The 17,884-nt window shown below is 55.6% G+C and carries 11 protein-coding genes; 7 read left to right on the forward strand and 4 right to left on the reverse strand.

Features of this window, described 5'->3' with window-relative positions; translation table 11 throughout:
• Positions 1 to 134: 134 nt before the first annotated feature.
• Positions 135 to 2,801: a glucosidase gene (locus tag IPN69_05630; GenBank protein MBK8810199.1), complete on the reverse strand. Its 2,667-nt coding sequence runs from the start codon at positions 2,799 to 2,801 to the stop codon at positions 135 to 137.
• Between the two features lie 288 nt (positions 2,802 to 3,089).
• Here IPN69_05630 and IPN69_05635 point away from each other — a divergent pair, with 288 nt between their 5' ends.
• Positions 3,090 to 6,104: a sigma 54-interacting transcriptional regulator gene (locus IPN69_05635; GenBank protein MBK8810200.1), complete on the forward strand. Its 3,015-nt coding sequence runs from the start codon at positions 3,090 to 3,092 to the stop codon at positions 6,102 to 6,104.
• 185 nt (positions 6,105 to 6,289) lie between these two features.
• Here the strand turns inward: IPN69_05635 and IPN69_05640 are convergent, their stop codons facing one another.
• The gene (locus IPN69_05640) at positions 6,290 to 7,186 is read right to left on the reverse strand and encodes a universal stress protein (protein MBK8810201.1); all 897 of its coding nucleotides are present in this window, start codon (positions 7,184 to 7,186) and stop codon (positions 6,290 to 6,292) included.
• A gap of 261 nt (positions 7,187 to 7,447) precedes the next feature.
• Between IPN69_05640 and IPN69_05645 the strand changes: the two genes are divergently transcribed.
• The 5 genes from IPN69_05645 to IPN69_05665 all read left to right on the forward strand — a co-directional run bounded on the left by IPN69_05645 (position 7,448) and on the right by IPN69_05665 (position 15,489).
• On the forward strand, positions 7,448 to 8,851 hold the full coding sequence (locus tag IPN69_05645) for a dicarboxylate/amino acid:cation symporter (protein ID MBK8810202.1): 1,404 nt from the start codon (positions 7,448 to 7,450) through the stop codon (positions 8,849 to 8,851).
• 5 nt (positions 8,852 to 8,856) lie between these two features.
• Positions 8,857 to 10,167, forward strand: a complete 1,311-nt coding sequence (locus IPN69_05650; GenBank protein ID MBK8810203.1) for an HlyC/CorC family transporter — start codon at positions 8,857 to 8,859, stop codon at positions 10,165 to 10,167.
• 94 nt (positions 10,168 to 10,261) lie between these two features.
• The gene (locus IPN69_05655) at positions 10,262 to 13,429 is read left to right on the forward strand and encodes a glycosyl hydrolase (protein MBK8810204.1); all 3,168 of its coding nucleotides are present in this window, start codon (positions 10,262 to 10,264) and stop codon (positions 13,427 to 13,429) included.
• Between the two features lie 85 nt (positions 13,430 to 13,514).
• Positions 13,515 to 14,225 (forward strand): rhomboid family intramembrane serine protease, encoded by a 711-nt coding sequence (locus IPN69_05660; protein MBK8810205.1) that lies wholly within the window; start codon positions 13,515 to 13,517, stop codon positions 14,223 to 14,225.
• 70 nt (positions 14,226 to 14,295) lie between these two features.
• Positions 14,296 to 15,489, forward strand: a complete 1,194-nt coding sequence (locus IPN69_05665; protein ID MBK8810206.1) for an MFS transporter — start codon at positions 14,296 to 14,298, stop codon at positions 15,487 to 15,489.
• 95 nt (positions 15,490 to 15,584) lie between these two features.
• Here the strand turns inward: IPN69_05665 and IPN69_05670 are convergent, their stop codons facing one another.
• Complete coding sequence (locus IPN69_05670) at positions 15,585 to 16,001, reverse strand: SMI1/KNR4 family protein (protein ID MBK8810207.1); 417 nt, start codon at positions 15,999 to 16,001, stop codon at positions 15,585 to 15,587.
• A gap of 143 nt (positions 16,002 to 16,144) precedes the next feature.
• Positions 16,145 to 16,876, reverse strand: a complete 732-nt coding sequence (locus IPN69_05675) for a hypothetical protein (GenBank protein ID MBK8810208.1) — start codon at positions 16,874 to 16,876, stop codon at positions 16,145 to 16,147.
• 287 nt (positions 16,877 to 17,163) lie between these two features.
• On the opposite strand from IPN69_05675, the gene IPN69_05680 reads away from it, so the two are divergent.
• Positions 17,164 to 17,829, forward strand: a complete 666-nt coding sequence (locus tag IPN69_05680; GenBank protein ID MBK8810209.1) for an RNA polymerase sigma factor — start codon at positions 17,164 to 17,166, stop codon at positions 17,827 to 17,829.
• Positions 17,830 to 17,884: the final 55 nt, after the last annotated feature.

Below are 17,884 nucleotides of genomic sequence, written 5' to 3' on the forward strand. Positions count from 1 at the left end.
TTTAGCTGGATCGGAACGCGCCGTCGCGGGCTTCTCAGCTTTGAAATCCTAATGGCTTTTTTCGCGCGGTGCGCTCACTGCAAGCGGGGACGCTTGCGCTCCAGTCCGGGACGCTTGCGCTCCAGTCCGCGCGCTCAATCCCGGTAATCCCCGATCTGCTGCAGTAACTTCGCGACGAGACCCGTCCAGCCGGTTTGATGACTGGCGCCGAGACCCGAGCCGTGATCGCCGTGAAAGTACTCGTAGAACAAGGGATAGTCGCGGAAATGCTCGTCGGTCTGAAACTTGTCGCAGTTTCCGAAAACCGCCCGACTGCCGTCGTCTTCGTCGCGTACGAAAATCCGGGCGAGGCGCCTTTCGAGTTCCTGCGAAACGTCCCAGAGCGATAGCTTGCGCTCGGATCCGGTTGGAAACTCGACCTTAAACTGGTCGCCAAAGTAGAAATCGAACTTTTGCAGAGCCTCGATCAGCAGATAATTGACCGGCATCCAGATCGGACCGCGCCAGTTTGAGTTGCCGCCGAACATACCGCTTTTCGACTCGGCCGGTTCGTATTCGACGCGGTATTCCGTGTCGCCCAGCTTTAGGGCATACGGATTATTGCGGTGCGCACGCGACATCGCGCGGATACCGAAATCCGACAAGAACTCGTTCTCGGAAAGCATCACGCGCAGTACGCGCCGCAAACGTTCGGGATTGACGAGCGCCAGCAGCAAGCGGTTTTCCCGCCCCGGTTTCTGCATACACGCGATCTTGTCCGTAAGATCCGGCCGGTTTTTCAAAAACCACTCGGTCCGTCGTCGAAAGTCCGGAAGCCGATCGAGCATTTCAAACTCGATCGTTTCAACCGCAAACAATGGAATCAGTCCGACCATCGAACGCAGCCGGAGCGGAATGTCCTCGCCGTTCGGTAAATGAAGAACGTCGTAATAGAAGCCGTCGCGCTCGTCCCACAACTCCGTGTCTTCCCCACCGACGTTGTTCATCGCATCGGAGATGTAAACAAAATGTTCGAAAAACTTGCTCGCGACGTCCTCGTAAACCTTGTCCTCACGCGCCAGTTCGAGCGCGATCGCGAGCATATTCAGACAAAACATCGCCATCCAGCTCGTGCCGTCGGATTGTTCGATGTGTCCGCCCGACGGCAACGCCGCGCTGCGGTCGAAGACGCCGATGTTGTCGAGTCCGAGGAATCCGCCCTCGAACACGTTGTTCCCTTCAGCGTCTTTGCGATTCACCCACCAAGTGAAATTGAGAAGCAGTTTATGGAAGATCTTCTCCAGAAAATCCCGGTCCGCGCGACCCTTTCTTTTGGCTTCGATCCGGTAAACGCGAAGCGCGGCCCAAGCGTGAACCGGCGGATTGACGTCGCCGAACGCCCATTCGTACGCCGGTATCTGGCCGTTCGGGTGCATATACCACTCGCGAAGCAGAAGTATCAACTGACGCTTTGCAAAGCCCGGATCGACAAGCGCCAACGGAATCGCGTGAAATGCAAGATCCCACGCCGCATACCACGGGTACTCCCATTTGTCGGGCATTGAAATGATGTCGTCGTTGTAAAGATGTTTCCACGACGAATTGCGACCGTGTTTGCGCTTCGAAGACGGCGGCGGAAACGCGGGATCTCCGTCGATCCAATCCTTGACCGAGTAATGATAGAACTGCTTCGACCAAAGCATTCCCGCCAGTGCCTGTCGCATCACGAGCTGTTCGTCCTCGCTCAAACTTTCCGGAACGATGCTTCTGTAAAACTCGTCCGCCTCGAGATGCCGTCGTACGTAAACCGACTCGCATTCGCTTACAAAGTCGTTGCCGGGCGATTCGCCGGTGCCCGAGTTCGACAAGCGAAGCCAAACAGTTTCGGATGAGTTCCCGGCGATTTCGAAAACGTAGTGAGCCGCCGCCTTTGTTCCAATTCCGGCAGGATTGACGGCATCGGACTCGTTGCGCGTCACAAATCGATTTATCCCGTCCTTCACGTAAGGCGACGCATTCTTTCCCCCAAAAAGAGAGGCCGCGTTGGTTTCATTCTCCGTAAAAAGCAGCCGCGGCGAGCCTTCACAACGCAGTTCGAACGAACCGAGTTCGCGCTGTTCCGCCAGAATCGTCGAACTCGTCGAGGTTGACCGTTTCAGCGAAGGTTTCGGCGGATGATCGAACCAGGACCACTGATTTCGAAACCAAAGCGTCGGTAGAATATGCAGCGGTGCGGGATCTTCCGAACGGTTCACGGCCGTGATCTTGACGACGATGTCGTCACAGTCGGCCTTCGCATATTCGACAAAGACGTCGAAATACTTGTTGTCGTCGAACACTCCGGTGTCGACAAGTTCGTATTCGGATTCCGATTTTCCACGCCGGCGATTTTCTTCCCGCAGTTCGGCATAGGGAAATTCGCTCTGCGGATACTTGTAGAGAAATCTCATAAACGAATGTGTCGGAGTGTTGTCGAGATAGTAGTAACACTCCTTCACATCCTCACCGTGATTGCCTTCCGGGCCGGAAAGCCCGAAGAGCCTTTCTTTGAGGATCGGATCGCGGCCGTTCCAGAGCGCTACCGCGAAACAAAGGTTCTGACGCCGGTCGCAAATGCCCGCGAGTCCGTCCTCGTTCCATCGAAACGCCCGCCGATGAGCGTCATCGAACGGAAAGTAACTCCACGCCGAACCGTCTGTGGAATAGTCTTCGCGCACCGTGCCCCAGGCCCGCTCCGAAACGTACGGCCCCCAACGCTTCCAGTCTTGCTCGCGATAATCGGTAAGTTCCAGCCGGATATCTTCGGCGCTTTTCGTTGGCATACTTTTGACAGAAGTTTGTCAGATTTTGACTGCCGAGTCTAGCTTCTTTGCGTCGCCGCGATTCCACGCCGCAAACAACGCAAGAAAAATCTGGACGCGGCTCCAAAACTCTGCTAAATTCCAGAGTAATCGGTCAACGGTCACCAGAAAAATACTTCCAAAGCAGTTCGAATGCTGAAATCCGGCACCGATTGATCGTTTTTTGGACGAAACCGCGTTGCCTAATCGATCAAACTGTATCTTACGGTTCGAAATAGAGTTCGAGCGCGGTTGTGTTTTTCGGTCAAGATGAACGCGCAAAAATTAAAAGCGATATCGAAAGAACAGTCGGGGCTGACGTTGAAGACTGTCGAGGAGAAGTTGACGGCCGGATTCTCCGCGCATGCCGAAAAAATGCTTCTCGAATCGCTCGCGACGTTCAAACACGCGCCGGACGATGTTGCAAACCTCAAACGACTTCTTTCATATACATTTGAAACTCTTGGCCGGTATCAGGAAGCACTCGATATCGTCCGGGAATATGAAAACGAGGAGATTCTTCAAGGACTCGCGCTTGAGACCCAGCTTCGAATAGTTTCACAACTCGCGATCGGCTACAGCAATACCTCCGATTACCCGAAAGCCGCGACGCTTCTAAAGGAAACCCTTCAAAAAGCGAAATTTGCGAACGTCAGGCAGGTTTTCGGAACTCTGCACAACGCCCTCTCGCGCGTTTACCGGAAGCTGAATGAGTTCTCGATCTCGGCAGGCTATGCCGCCGAAGCGCTGGACAACTTTCGCGAGGAAGGCGATTGGCGCGGGATGGCTGAAAGCTATCAATTGATCGCGACGGCGTCGTATCAGGAAGGAAATCTCGAAAAGTCCCTCGAAAACTACGGTTTCGCGATCAAGATCATCGGCGAGCGCACGGCGCCGTTTCTGCTCGGCCGGATCTATTCTGACATGTCTGGAGTTTACTGGCTCTTGCGTCGCCCGCAGGACGGGATCGCGTGTCTCGAAAAATCGATCAAGTTCTTCGACCAGACCGATCATCGGCTCAATTCGGTTATCGCGTACAACAATCTCGGAATGAACCTGATGCTGATCGGCGACTGGGCGCGCGCCGAGCAAATGATGTTGAGCGCGCTTGAGATCGCCAAAGCGGCGAATCACGTGCATGTCGCGGGAATTCTCGACTCGATCGGTGAACTCAAGATGCTTCGCGGCAAACTCGACGAGGCCGAACAGTTGCTCAACGAGAGCATCGAGTTTGCGCTCGAACGGAAGCGCGAATGGTACTCGATCCAGTCGATGCGAAATCTCGGCCGTTGCTATCTGGCGCAGGGAAAGCCAAACGACGCGCTCGACGTCTCGAAGAAGGCGATTGAGATCTGCCGTGCGACCGGTGAAAGGCACATTCTCAACACGATCCGACTCGTGCTGGCGGAGGCGTATCTCGACCTCGGCGAGGTTGCGGATTGCGAAACCGAGATCAAGGCCATTGAAGACTCCGATCCATCGTCGGACTTTTACGTTCTCGGCTCGATCCAGCGAATTCGCGGGTTCGCGGCGCTCGAAGAAAGCGATGAGGAAACCGCCGTGTATCATTTCAGTCGGGCGCTGACGATCTTTGAGGCGGCCGAGGACATCTATCACGTTGCGATAACGCGTTACGCCCTCGGGAAAACTCTGTTCGAGTCCGACCCCCAGACCGCCTTGAGGCATTTGATCTCAGCAAGCGAGGTCTTTCGGAAGCTTGAGATCGAGGGACTCTTTCAATCCGCCGAGAAGCTGATTTCCAAGATAAAGTCGTCGGATGAACCCGTCCGGAAGCCGGTAGCTTCAGCCGGTTCGCAGTTGGTGATGCTGCGTTTGGCAGAAGCCACGGCATCTCGCGAACTGCTTTTCCGGGAACTGGTTGCAGTACTGAAACAGGAAGGCAAGGCCCGCAAAGTTATTGTTGCCGAATCGGGCGAAGGCCGCCTGTACTTTCCGTTCATTACGCAGGAATTTTCGAATCCGGAAGCTCACGAACTCGTTGAGAAGTTGAATCAGGCGATCGCCAAGAACGAAGTCGACCAGTTCTCCAAAAGCAAGAACATTGCGGTCCTCGAGCTTCGTGCCCCGAGCGCGCCGCCGGCGATGCTCTTGATCTATCCTCGGTCGGGTGCGGTTCTCAGAGACGGCGGTCCGGTCCATCCGCTGCTTCGGGTCGTTTCGTTGGGGATGGACGTTTGCGCGCTTCGCGATAAAGACCGGCACCATCAGATCGAGCCGGAGCCGAGCCCCTACGTGTCGAACAGCCTGTTGCCGGGTTTCATTCACTCGTCGCCGGCGATGACGTCTTTGGTCGAAGAGGTTTACAAGATCCGGTCGTCGGACGTGACAGTGCTTGTGACCGGCGAATCGGGAACCGGCAAAGAACTGGTCTCACGCGCGATTCACGCGATCTCGAACCGCAAGGACCGTGTCTTCATTCCGTTTAACTGCACGGCGGTGCCGAAGGAACTCGCCGAAGGCCATCTTTTCGGTTACCGCAAGGGTGCCTTTACCGGCGCGGTCAACGATTCGCCGGGAATGATCCGCGCCGCGCACGGCGGGACGTTGTTTCTCGACGAGGTCGGCGACCTGCCGCTCGAGGTTCAGCCGAAGCTGCTGCGATTTCTTCAGGAAGGCGAAGTTCAGCCGATCGGCGAAAAAACTCCCATCAAAGTGGACGTTCGCGTCATTGCGGCGACGAATATGGTTCTCGAACAAAAAGTCGCTAACGGAACGTTTCGGGAGGACCTCTATTACCGTTTGAACGTGATTCGGTTGCGCGTGCCGCCGCTTCGCGAGCGCCGTTCCGAGATTCCGCCGATCATTAGCTATTACATCAACCATTACTCGGCGCGTTTCAACAAGCGCAACATCACGATCACGCCTCAGACGATCGATGTCCTGATGGTCTGCGAGTGGGAAGGCAACGTCCGCCAGCTCTGCAACGAGATCCAACGCGTCGTCGCTCGTGCGGCCGACGGCGACGTCATTACTCCAGATCAGCTTTCCCAGGAACTGAAACGGAACGCGACGCCGATCTCGCCGATCGAGGGCCAGGAGAACGTCAGAATGATCTCGAACATCGGCGGCTTGGGCGGTGGCTACAACGTCGGCAAGCAGGGCTCGACGCTTGAAGAGGCCGTTGCGCAACTTGAAACCCAGATGATCGTCGATGCGCTTCGCCGCCACGACTGGAACATCTCCCGCGTCGCCCGCGAACTCGGCCTGACGCGCCGCGGACTATACCTCAAACTCGCCCGCTACGGCATCGAGAAGGCAGCATAATTCGATTTTGGATTTTTTCGACCGGAGCGCAAGCGTCCCCGCCTGCAGATTGCGACCTGTTTCGGCCGTGAAAGCGGCTCCGCAAAAGACACCTTTGCATTGCAATCGCTGATCCGGGTTTATGAGGCCCGGCATCGGCACTTGAATCTTGAATCAAAACGCTTAGGACGGGATTGATCCAAAATCTAAGATCGTTTGGGCCTAACGATCTCGACAGAACACTTCGCGCGGGTCACGATCGCCGACGAGACGCTGCCGAGCAGATACTTCGTAATCAGATCGTCAAACTTCGTCGCGCCGAGGAATATCGTGTCCGCACGGAAGATTTCGGCCTCTTCGACGATGACGTGCTTCGGATTTCCCTCGCGGATCACCAGCGTTGCCTTGAGTCCCGCGTTCCGGAGCTTGTCAACGACGGCGTGTCCGGACTGTTCAACCTTATCGTCCTCGATTTCAAACGAACTTCTGATCAGCGCCGTGTCCTGCACGAGCACGACCTTGACCTCGCTTTCATCCGGCCAATTGCGGGCAATTATGGACTCGACAGTTTTGTCGGAACCAGCCGTGCCGTCGTACCCGAGGACGATTCGCGCCGTGGTCGGTTCGACCTCAACCTTCCCTCGCGCCACGCGCACCGAACACGGCGCTTCGGTGACGATCTTCTGAGCGACGCTGCCGATCAACAGTTCTTTGAGTCCGAAGACGCCCTGCGCTCCAACAACGATCAGATCAGGCTTGAAATCCTCGGCCCGAAAGAGTATTTCCCAAGCTGCCGATCCGTAAGTCGCATCTGATTCAACCTCCCAGGTCGGAAACATCGCCCGCAATCGAACCGCCGCCGCATCGGCGAGTTCGCGCGAGTTCTGCAAAATCCCCAGATTATGTTTGTAACTCCGCGCCAGCTCGGGAGTAACGAACTCCGGCTCTTTTCCTTCATCGCGGGGTGGAAGCCAGACTTCGGCGACGCTCAGAACAAGCGCTTCGACGTCCGCAGGCAATCCTGCGTTCTTCAAGTCGTCGATCGCCGCGTCCGCGAAACCCGACCCGTCATAACCAATCAGAATCCGAAAGCTGTTCACCATCGCTATCACCCCCGTTTTGCAAGTTGTCCACTTTCATTATGAAACTCCGCGAAGCCGAAAACAATTGTTTCGCGGATGACGTTCCGATTATTTGTTGGCGTATTTGGCGTATATCGGATCTTGTGTGCTATCTTTCTGGTCAAGCAAGACCTACAGAACGCGACGAAATGCAGAATAATCATTGACACTTTCGAACACAACATATTGTTTGTGGCGCGCCGCTTTTGAACTGACGAACTGAACACGCGAAAGCTAAACAAGATGAGTGAAAACAACCCTAAGACAAGCCCCGACGACTATTCATACGAGCAGGAACTGAGAACCGATCTTGACGATCACACCCCGGATAGGCCAAAGGGAATGGCTTTGCATACGAAGATCCTGATTGGATTGCTTGTCGGCGTTGTCGGCGGGGTCGCGGTCAATAAGATCTACGGCGGCGGCAACGAATGGCTCGTTTGGTTCATTCGCAATTTCACCGAACCGATCGGACAGCTGTTCTTGAGTCTCCTGTTGATGATCGTCGTCCCGTTGGTGTTTTCGTCGCTGATCGTCGGCGTTGCCGGGATCGGTGACATCCGCAAACTGGGCCGGATCGGCTTGAAGTCTTTCGGCTACTGCCTCGTGATCTCGGCCATTTCGGTCGTCATCGGACTCACGCTCGCGAATACCATTCAACCGGGCAAGCGGATCGCGCCCGAGATCGCCGAGCAGATGAAGACACAGTTCGGCGGCGATGCGGCGAAACGCGTCGAAGATCAGAAGAAGAATGCCGATGCGGCGAAAAGCGACTCTGCGCTGATGCAGGTCGTGAAGACGATCGTGCCGAAGAATCTGTTCGGTTCTATCGGCGGCGAGAATCCGAATATGCTGCATCTGATGTTTTTCGCGCTGATCGTCGGCGTCGCGATCACGCTTTTGCCGGGAACCGTCTCGGCGCCGTTCGTCGGCGTGATGGATTCACTGTTTCAAATCACCTCGAAGATCATCGATATGGTGATGAAACTCGCGCCTTACGCGGTCGCGTGCCTGATCTTCACAAACGTCGCACGTTTTGGAATTGAACTGCTCGGCGCGCTCGGGTGGTTCGTCTTCACGGTTTTGCTGGCGCTGTCGATACATATGTTCGGCGTCTACTCACTTTCGATCGCCTTCCTGTCACGGATGAATCCGATCGAGTATTTCAGCCGCATCAAAACGGTGATCGTGACCGCATTTTCGACCTCTTCATCGAACGCCACCTTGCCCACGGCGCTCCGCGTCAGCGAAGAGAATCTCGGCGTTCCGAAAGAGATCAACAGCTTTGTTTTGACGGTCGGCGCGACGGCCAACCAAAATGGCACGGCGTTGTATGAAGGCGTTACGGTCCTGTTTCTGGCGCAGCTCGCCGGAGTCGATCTGACGCTCGGCCAACAATTGATGGTCGTTTACCTGGCGATTCTCGGCGGCATCGGCACGGCCGGAGTTCCATCGGGATCGATCCCGTTCATCATCGGAATCCTGGCGATGATCGACGTCAATCCGGCGCTGATCGCGATCATTCTCGGCGTCGACCGCATTCTCGATATGTGCCGAACGACGCTCAACGTAACGGGCGACATCACGGCCGCCACCTACGTCGCGCGGAGCGAAGGGTATGAGTTGCTCAAGAACTCGAAGGGCTAGTCCGGATGAGAACGTTGGCGTTTGAAGTTCTGCTGATCGTCCTGCTCCTCGTCTTCAACGGCATCTTCTCGATGTCCGAACTGGCGATCGTATCGGCGCGCAGAGTCCGTCTTCGCCAATTGGCGGAAAATGGAAGCAAGGGCGCCGCGAAAGCGATCGAACTGGCGGAAAATTCGAGCCGGTTTCTCTCGACGGTTCAGATCGGAATAACGCTCGTCGGAATCCTCGCCGGCGCTTTTGGCGGAGCGACGATCGCCGGAGTGCTGGCGAATTTTCTCGCAGATCTGCCCTACGTCGGACCGTATTCATCGACATTTAGTTTCGCGCTTGTGGTCGCTGTGATCACGTATTTTTCAATCGTGGTCGGTGAACTGATTCCGAAGAGTCTTGCCCTGAACGCGCCGGAAAAGATCGCGGTTGCCGTCTCACGACCGATGATGCTCCTGTCGAGATTCTCGTCACCGGTCGTCTGGATGCTGATGGCACCGACCTCCCTCGTGCTGAGACTATTCAAGGTTCAGGCGACGGTCGATCCGCCGGTGACGGACGAAGAGATCAAGGATCTGATCGACGTCGGAACGAAAGCCGGTGTCTTTCAAGAATCCGAGCAGGGCCTGATGGAAAGCGTCATCAATCTCGGCGATCAACGGATATCTTCGCTGATGACGCCGCGATTGAAAATTGAATGGATGGATCTGAACGATCCGGTCGATAAGATCCGGGAAACACTTCAGGATTGCCGCTTCTCACGTCTGCCCGCGGCGCGGGGCAAACTCGACGATGTCTGCGGATACGTCAGCGCTAAAGCCTTGCTGAGCCAAATCATCAAACGCGGGGACCTTGATCCCGAAGCGGTTCTTCAAAGCCCGATCTACGTTCCCGAAACGCTCACGATTCTGGAATTGCTTGAACGATTCCGCACGTCGCACACCCACTTTGCGGTCGTCGTCGACGAGTTCGGCGGCGTTGAAGGACTGATCACGATGAACGATGTTCTCGAAGCGATCGTCGGCGAATTGCCCGCCAGCCAGCATTTTGTCTCTGGAGACCTGATCACACGCGCCGCCGACGGAACGCTGGTCGCCGACGGCCGGACGCCCATCTTCGAATTCCTCGAAGAGTTGGATATCAAGGAACTTCCCGCGGACGAGCGGGACGCGTACCATACGCTCGCCGGATTCGTGCTTGCGCGCCTCGGAAAGGTACCCAAAACGGGCGATAGATTTACCTGGCACTCGATCGGTTTCACGATTGCCGCGATGGAGCAAAACCGCGTCGCGACGGTGATCGTGAACTTGCCGGATCAGGAAGGTTGATGCTTTGCTTTTGGCTGGTTATTGGTATAGATTTCGAACAAACGTGAGTTCGGTTCGCCGACAAATTGTGATTCAACTTTCAAAGGAACTCGATATGCAATCAATCATTTCTGTTTCAAGCAGAAGCATTAAGGCGTTTTTGTCGTTAATGGTTCTGTTCGTCGCCTGCGTTCCGGCTTTTTCACAAAGCAAAAGCGATCCGCTGCGTTTGCTGCAGTATCGTTCGATCGGTCCGTTTCGCGGCGGACGCGCGACGGCCGTTGCCGGAGTTCCCGGACAGCCTAACGTTTATTACTTCGGCGCGACGGGCGGCGGAGTTTGGAAGACAACCGACGGCGGCGTCAACTGGGCGCCGGTTTCGGATGCTTTCTTCAAGACCGGTTCGGTCGGCGCCATTGCGGTTGCCGATTCGGATCCGAACGTGATCTACGTCGGAATGGGCGAATCACCGGTGCGCGGAAATGTCTCGCACGGCGACGGCGTGTACAAATCGACCGATGGCGGCAAATCCTGGAAGCATATCGGACTTGGCGATTCACGTCAGATCGGACGAATCAGGGTCCACCCGAAAAATCCCGACATCGTTTACGTCGCCGCGATGGGACATTTGTGGGGTCCGAATCAGGAGCGCGGAGTCTTCCGTTCGAAAGACGGCGGAAAGACGTGGGATAAGATCCTTTTCAAATCTGCAGAAGCGGGCGCGTTTGATCTGAGTTTCGATCCCGCGAATCCGAATACGATGTTCGCCGCTTTCTGGCAGGTAAAACGCACGCCCTGGACACTGATCAGCGGCGGCGACGGAAGCGCGATCTACAAATCGACCGACGGCGGCGACAACTGGACCGACATTTCACGGAACAAGGGATTGCCGTCGGGTGTGCTCGGGAAGATCGGGATTTCGGTCTCGCCGGTCAACTCGAACCGCGTTTGGGCGATGATCGAGGCAAAAGACGGAGGACTTTACCGATCGGACGACGGCGGCGAGAACTGGATCCGGACGAATGACAGCGCCGGAATCCGCCAGCGGCCTTGGTATTACACGCGAGTTTATGCCGACACCCAGAACGTCGATACGGTCTATGTTCTCAACGTTCAATTTCACAAATCGATCGACGGCGGCCGGACTTTCTCGACGATCGGCGTTCCGCACGGCGACAATCACGACCTGTGGATCGCGCCGGAGAACAATTTGCGGATGATCGAGTCCAACGACGGCGGCGCGAATGTCACCAACGACGGCGGGCAGACCTGGACCGAGCAGGATCAGGCGACGGCGCAGTTCTATCGCGTTGCGCTCGACAACGATTTTCCATACAACATCTACGGCGCGCAGCAGGACAATTCGACGGTCAAGATCCCGTCGCGCACTTCTGATTTCGGCATCAATGAGACGCACTGGTACGACGTCGGCGGCGGTGAATCCGGTTGGATCGCGCCGCATCCGGAGAACTCCGACATCATTTTCGCCGGCAGCTACGGCGGACTTTTGACGCGTTACGATCACCGCACAAAACAGCAGCGCGACGTCAATGTCTATCCGGACAACCCGATGGGCGCCGGCGCCGAAGCGATGAAATATCGTTTCCAGTGGAATTTCCCGATTTTGTTCTCGCCGCACAAAACGGACGGCAAGTATCCGCTGTACACGGCCGGGAACGTTCTTTTCAGATCGATGGACGAGGGCCAGTCGTGGCAGGCCATTTCGCCCGATCTGACCCGCAACGACAAAACGAAACTCGGCGATTCGGGCGGCCCGATCACCCGCGACAACACGAGCGTCGAGTACTACTGCACGATCTTTACCGTCTCTGAATCGCCGGTAACGCCGGGCGTGATCTGGACGGGAAGCGACGACGGACTCGTTCACGTCACGCGCGACGGCGGCAAGAATTGGGAAAACGTGACGCCGAAGGAAATGCCTGAATGGATCCAGATCAACTCGATCGACGCCTCACCGTTCGATGCGGGAACGCTTTACGTCGCGGCGACGGCCTACAAGTCTGACGATTACAAACCGTATCTTTTCAAAACGACCGATTACGGAAAAACCTGGAAGAAGATCGTCGCCGGAATCGAACCGGACGCGTTCACGCGCGTCGTCCGCGCCGACCCGAACCGCCGCGGATTTCTTTACGCCGGAACCGAAACGGGAATGTACTACTCGTCGAACGACGGCGAAAATTGGTCGAGTCTGCGTTTGAATCTTCCGGTGGTTCCGATCACCGACCTGGCCGTTCACAAACGCGAAGGCGACCTTGTCGTCGCCACTCAGGGACGTTCGTTCTATGTCCTCGACAATCTGCCGTTGCTGTATCAGCTGGCTGACGCGCAGAAGTCTCAGAACTTCCTTTTCAAGCCGGAAGACACGTATCGCACGCCCGGATTTGGAGGCTTTCAGGTTCCCGCCGGCGCGCCGATCGGAGCGAATCCGCCAAATGGCGCCGTCGTTCATTATTATTTGAAGGAAAAGCCCAAACAGGACGTCGTGATCGAGTTTTTGGACGTGAGCGGCAAGACTGTTCGCAAGTTTACGGGCCGCGTCCCCCGCGAAGGCGCACAGACACCGCCGCCGATGCCGGGAGATGCACCGGTATCGATGGAGCCGGGTTTGAATCGTTTCGTTTGGAATTTCCGTTACCCGAATGCGACCGGGTTGCCGGGCCTCATTATGTGGGGCGGAAGCCTGAGCGGTCCGCGTGCTGTGCCGGGCAGTTATCAGGTGCGCTTGTCGGTCGACGGCAAAGCCGTATCGACCGAGAGTTTCGCCGTCAAGGCCGATCCGCGCCTCGGAACTACACCCGAGGAGTTCCAGAAACAGTTCGACTTTTTGATGAAGGTCAATTCGAAACTGACGGAAACTCACCAAACGATCCTCGAGATCCGCGATGTCCGGAAGCAGTTCGAGGATCTGGCTGCTCGTCTCGGAGCCGATCAGAAGGAACTCCGCGACAAGGCCGCCGAGATCGTCAAGAAGATCACGGCGATCGAGGAAGAATTGAACCAGACGAAGATCAGATCGTCGCAGGACGCGCTGAATTTTCCGATCAGGCTGAACAACAAACTCGCCGCGTTGGGTTCGTCCGTGGACAGCGCCGATTACCAGCCGACGAATCAGGCGTACGTTGTTTACGACGATCTGGTCGGCCGGATCGACGCTCAGATCGCCGCATTCGGGCAGATGAAATCGACGGAAATCGCTGAGTTCAACAAGGCGTTTGCGGCAAAGGGGTTGCCGGTAATCACCTTGAAGAGCAAACAATAGAGCGTTTACGAACTGGATAAAACGGGAGTCTTCGCACGGATCTTTTTGAAGTTTTCGTGAAATTCTCCAGACAGAGGATCAAAATATGTTTCCGATCGGCGATGACAATTCGGACGTTTATATCGTCCCTTACGTCAATTACATCTTTATCGCGCTCAACGTTCTGGTTTTCGTCTTTCTCCAGGGGCTTGGCGGAAACGAAGCGTTCACGTACGCTTTTTCGCTGGTGCCGAGGGAGATCGCGACCGGCATTGATATTACCGGTGTGCAGACAGTTTCGAACGGACTCGGACAGACCGGTCAGATTCCACACTACGCGACTCCGCTGCCGGTCTATTTCAATTTCCTGAGTTCGATGTTTATGCACGGCGATTTCGGCCATATTTTCGGCAATATGCTGTTTTTGTGGATCTTCGGAGACAACATCGAGAATCGCATCGGCCACATCCGTTTCGCGATCTTCTACCTGATCTGCGGGATCGCCGCGGCGCTCGGTCAGATCGTGATGGACTCAGGTTCGATAATTCCGATGCTTGGCGCGTCCGGCGCGATCTCCGGCGTGCTCGGCGGCTATGTTCTGCTCTTTCCGACGAACCGTGTCCGGGTGATAATGTTCCGATTTATGATGCAGACGGTTCCGGCGTGGGTCGCGCTCGGACTCTGGATCGGAATGCAGGTCGTGCTCGGTTACTTGTCGCCCTCGGGTGGCGGAGGCGTGGCGTATGCGGCGCACATCGGCGGATTCGTCGCCGGACTCGCGCTGATCAAGGTCTTCGCGCTCGGCAAGTCCGGCTAGGAGTTGATGACCGGCGATTTTGATTTTGCGACATAAAATTGAATAATCCTTGTTTCGGTTTCGCAAATTTATGTCGTCGGCACGATCAAATCAGATAACGATCCTCAAGGTTTTTCTTCACGCCGGGTTCTTCATTTCCGGAATTTCGACTGTTTTGATCGGGCAGGTTCTGCCGATCCTATCCAAGAAGTTCGCGCTGAACGACCAACAGACGGCGGGCTTCTTTCCGGCGCAGTTCGCGGGGTCGCTCGCCGGAACGTTCCTGACGAACTGGTTCGGGAAACGCGGCCGTTTCCTGACGGCAAGCTCGGTTGGGTGTTTTTTGATGGCCGTCGGCGTCTTTCTCCTCAACCTTGGAAGTTTCAAACTTTGCCTTTTGGGCTTTTTCGTCAATGGTCTCGGGATCGGACTGACGCTCCCGGCGATCAATATGCTGATCCTCGAACTCTCGCCGTTGCGCGCGACTTCGGCGCTGAGCATACTGAACTTCTTTTGGGGATTCGGCGCGATCGTCAGCCAACCTTTTGTCGATTCGCTCAGCCGCGGTTCGGACATCTTTCTGCCGACCGCGATTCTCTCGGGCTTGCTCGCGACCGTCGGAATCGCGATCGCTGTAATGCCGTCCGCGCTCGAACCCGTTAACAATTCGAAAGACGGGGCCGAATCCGAGCCCGATCCACCGATCTGGAGCAATCCGATCGCCTGGATGATCGCCGGTTTCAACTTCATTCACGTCGGCTTTGAGAGCGCGATGGGCGGCTGGCTCAAGACTTACACCGAACGGCTCGAAACAACGGCGGCGATGCATTTGTTGCCGCCGATCCTGCTTTACTTCTTGTTCTTCGTCATCGGTCGCGGGGTGGCGCCGCTGTTTTTCCGCTTTCTGAACGAGAACCGAATGCTCATCGCAAGTCTCGTGATCACGCTCGCCGGAATTGTCACGATTCTTTCGGCGCAGAACGTCTTCGTCCTCGGAGTCGGCGCCGCGATTGCCGGGTTCGGAACTTCGTCGATCTTTCCCACCAATATGTCGCGTTTCACGAAGACGTTCGGCCCGACGGCCTCGCGGCGCGCGACTCCGTTCTTCATCTGCGGAACGCTCGGCGCCGCGTTCACGACTTGGTTCATCGGCACGGTCTCGACCCGGTTCGACAGTTTGCGGGCGGGAATGTTTATGCTTCTGGCGAGCGTTATCGTCTTGCTCGTGTTGCAGTTCGGCCTTCAGCTTCGCACAAAACGCGCAGCCCTAGGAGAGCGGGATTGATTTGCGATTTGCGATTTGCGATTTGCGATTTGCGATTTGCGATTTTGCGATTTGCGATCACTTCTCACTTCTCGGTTCTCACTTCTCAAAATCCTTTAGCTCTCGCCGTCGATCCAAACTTCCTTGATCCAAGTCCCGAGATCGGGCCACTTGTCGTCGGACTGCCCGCTTGAGGACCAGGATTCGATCTCGCCCTTGCGATTGATGCAATAGTAATCGCCGTTGTATTCGCAAAACGGCAAAAGGCTCTGTGGAATCTCGATCTCGTCCCAGGCATACTCGGCGATCTCAACGAGATTCAGGTAGTCGCAATCGTCGGTTACGATCGCCGGTTCGACATCGCCGAAACCGACGTCGCTGGCTTCGAGCAAATAGCGGCGGTAATCTTCGGGGAATTTTACGTTGAGGCGTTTCTCTGCGGCGTTGACTTCGGCTTCGGTCGGCAATCTGAAGGGATCGGGAACATCTTCGTTCAGCCCGCGCAACTCGTCAATAACGTCCGATAAATTCATATTAAGTCGATTTTAGAGTGTCACGCTGCGAGAAAAACCGCAGCATAAGTTTGTCCACCCCTTTTATAAAGCAAAAGCCCGCTTTTGGCAACAGAAATCTTTGTTGCTCAAAGCTGGTCAGAATCATTGATCGGGTATTGAAATCAGTCATTTAGGAGTCGATCCGATGTGACCGTTGGCGTAAAACCGTCAAGGTTTAACCGGACCATTCCGCCGGCATCCGAAAACGTCGGCATCGATGCCCGTCGTTGGTCGCGGTATCGATAGAAAAGCAGTCCGGCGACGATTCCCGTCAAGACCGCCAGACCGAGCGCGGAGACAATCGCAACCGCCGTGCCGACGAACATATCAGCCATCGACCGGGCAAGATATCGCTCGGCTTTCTGCAGATAGTTCGGATCTTTGCCGAGCCATTGAACGGTCTTTTCATATTTGACCTTGTCGAGAAGAAGTCCGGCTTTGTTGACATCCGTTGTGTCGAACAAGAAGACGTTGAAATTACCGATACGGCGATAAACAGTTGGCGGGTCGGACGCAAGCGCGGCAAGTTTCTCGGTGAACGCCGCATCGGCCGCAATGCTTGCCTGGGGCGTCGGATACTCGACGATCAGAAGTTTCCCTTCATCGTAAGGCGCCGTCACGGCTTCGGTTCCGCCGGCAAAGTCGATCAGGTCGAGAACCTCGCGCGGTCCGAGCACGGCCTTCAGCTTATCGGAATTGTTCGTGATCGTTGCCGAATCAAAAACGGATTCCCAATCGGGAAGGTTTTTGATAAGCACGGGAATTTCGTCGTCGGCGATCTGGATCGCCGTCTGGGCTCGCAGGCCGGAAACGCAATAAAATAGAACCAGGCTGAAAAGTAAATACCGCTTCATTCGTCTTTTTTGCAGCGCCGGAATCGGATTCGTCGCCGAAGGAACTACGATTCTAGCATTTTCAGGGCAGAAATCGATAGTGGGACGGAAATCAACGAAAGCGTGTACGAACTGCGCCGGATGCTACACCTTTTGGTTTGCGGGAATACCCTTTGATGCCGAACGTGTTTGAGAGTATGTCCGAAAAATACTCACAACTGCGTTTCTTTTCGGAGTTTTTGGCCGATTTTACGACACATTCCGGGTTTGGCACGCTAATTGACTCTCTAACCGCGGGGGGAATTGAAATGACTACTACGGAAACTTTGAATCTATCGGTGCTCGGCGGTCTGGTCGTAACGGAAGTTGACGATTTGGAATTGGCAGAAGTCGAGAAGTTTGAAAACGTCGGGAAAGCGACCGACATCTCGCTTGCGCGATCAGCGGCGACCGGCGATATGTTCGCGTTCGAAGAGCTTTATCAGCGCCATCACCGTCGGGTTTACTCGATCTGTTTGCGAATGCTGCAGAGCGCGTCCGAGGCTGAAGATCTAACCCAGGATGTCTTTATCCAGCTTTATCGAAAGATCGGCAGTTTTCGCGGAGACTCCGCGTTCACGACCTGGCTCCATCGAATGACGGTCAATCAGGTTTTGATGCACTTCCGCAAAAGGACCGTGAAGTTTGAAAAGACGACGGAAGAGGGCGAAACGCCGGTGCAGATCGTCAACGGAACGGAAAACCACCGTCGTATGCCGGTGGTCGATCGGATCGCACTCGAAAGCGCGATCGCGCAATTGCCGAATGGCTACAAGAGTGTGTTCGTTCTCCACGATGTTGAAGGATACGAGCACGAAGAGGTCGCCAAGATACTGGGCTGCTCGGTCGGAACATCCAAATCCCAGCTCCACAAGGCGCGCCTGAAGCTGCGCAAGCTTCTGCAAAAGAAATCCAACCCGCGTTTGGTTTGGTAACTGTCCCGAAATTGCCCCGAAATCAGAAAAGGCCCGCCGAATCCGGCGGGCCTTT

The sequence above is a fragment of the Acidobacteriota bacterium genome, assembly GCA_016715115.1.
GTDB lineage: Bacteria > Acidobacteriota > Blastocatellia > Pyrinomonadales > Pyrinomonadaceae > JAFDVJ01.

Bases quoted from the DNA above. Each gene is read 5' to 3' on its own strand.
- IPN69_05670 (MBK8810207.1), bottom strand. From the start codon at position 16,001: ATGAATTTATCGGACGTTATTGACGAGTTGCGCGGGCTGAACGAAGAT.
- IPN69_05655 (MBK8810204.1), top strand. From the start codon at position 10,262: ATGCAATCAATCATTTCTGTTTCAAGCAGAAGCATTAAGGCGTTTTTG.
- IPN69_05680 (MBK8810209.1), top strand. From the start codon at position 17,164: ATGACTACTACGGAAACTTTGAATCTATCGGTGCTCGGCGGTCTGGTC.
- IPN69_05635 (MBK8810200.1), top strand. From the start codon at position 3,090: ATGAACGCGCAAAAATTAAAAGCGATATCGAAAGAACAGTCGGGGCTG.
- IPN69_05665 (MBK8810206.1), top strand. From the start codon at position 14,296: ATGTCGTCGGCACGATCAAATCAGATAACGATCCTCAAGGTTTTTCTT.
- IPN69_05660 (MBK8810205.1), top strand. From the start codon at position 13,515: ATGTTTCCGATCGGCGATGACAATTCGGACGTTTATATCGTCCCTTAC.
- IPN69_05645 (MBK8810202.1), top strand. From the start codon at position 7,448: ATGAGTGAAAACAACCCTAAGACAAGCCCCGACGACTATTCATACGAG.
- IPN69_05640 (MBK8810201.1), bottom strand. From the start codon at position 7,186: ATGGTGAACAGCTTTCGGATTCTGATTGGTTATGACGGGTCGGGTTTC.
- IPN69_05675 (MBK8810208.1), bottom strand. From the start codon at position 16,876: ATGAAGCGGTATTTACTTTTCAGCCTGGTTCTATTTTATTGCGTTTCC.
- IPN69_05630 (MBK8810199.1), bottom strand. From the start codon at position 2,801: ATGCCAACGAAAAGCGCCGAAGATATCCGGCTGGAACTTACCGATTAT.
- IPN69_05650 (MBK8810203.1), top strand. From the start codon at position 8,857: ATGAGAACGTTGGCGTTTGAAGTTCTGCTGATCGTCCTGCTCCTCGTC.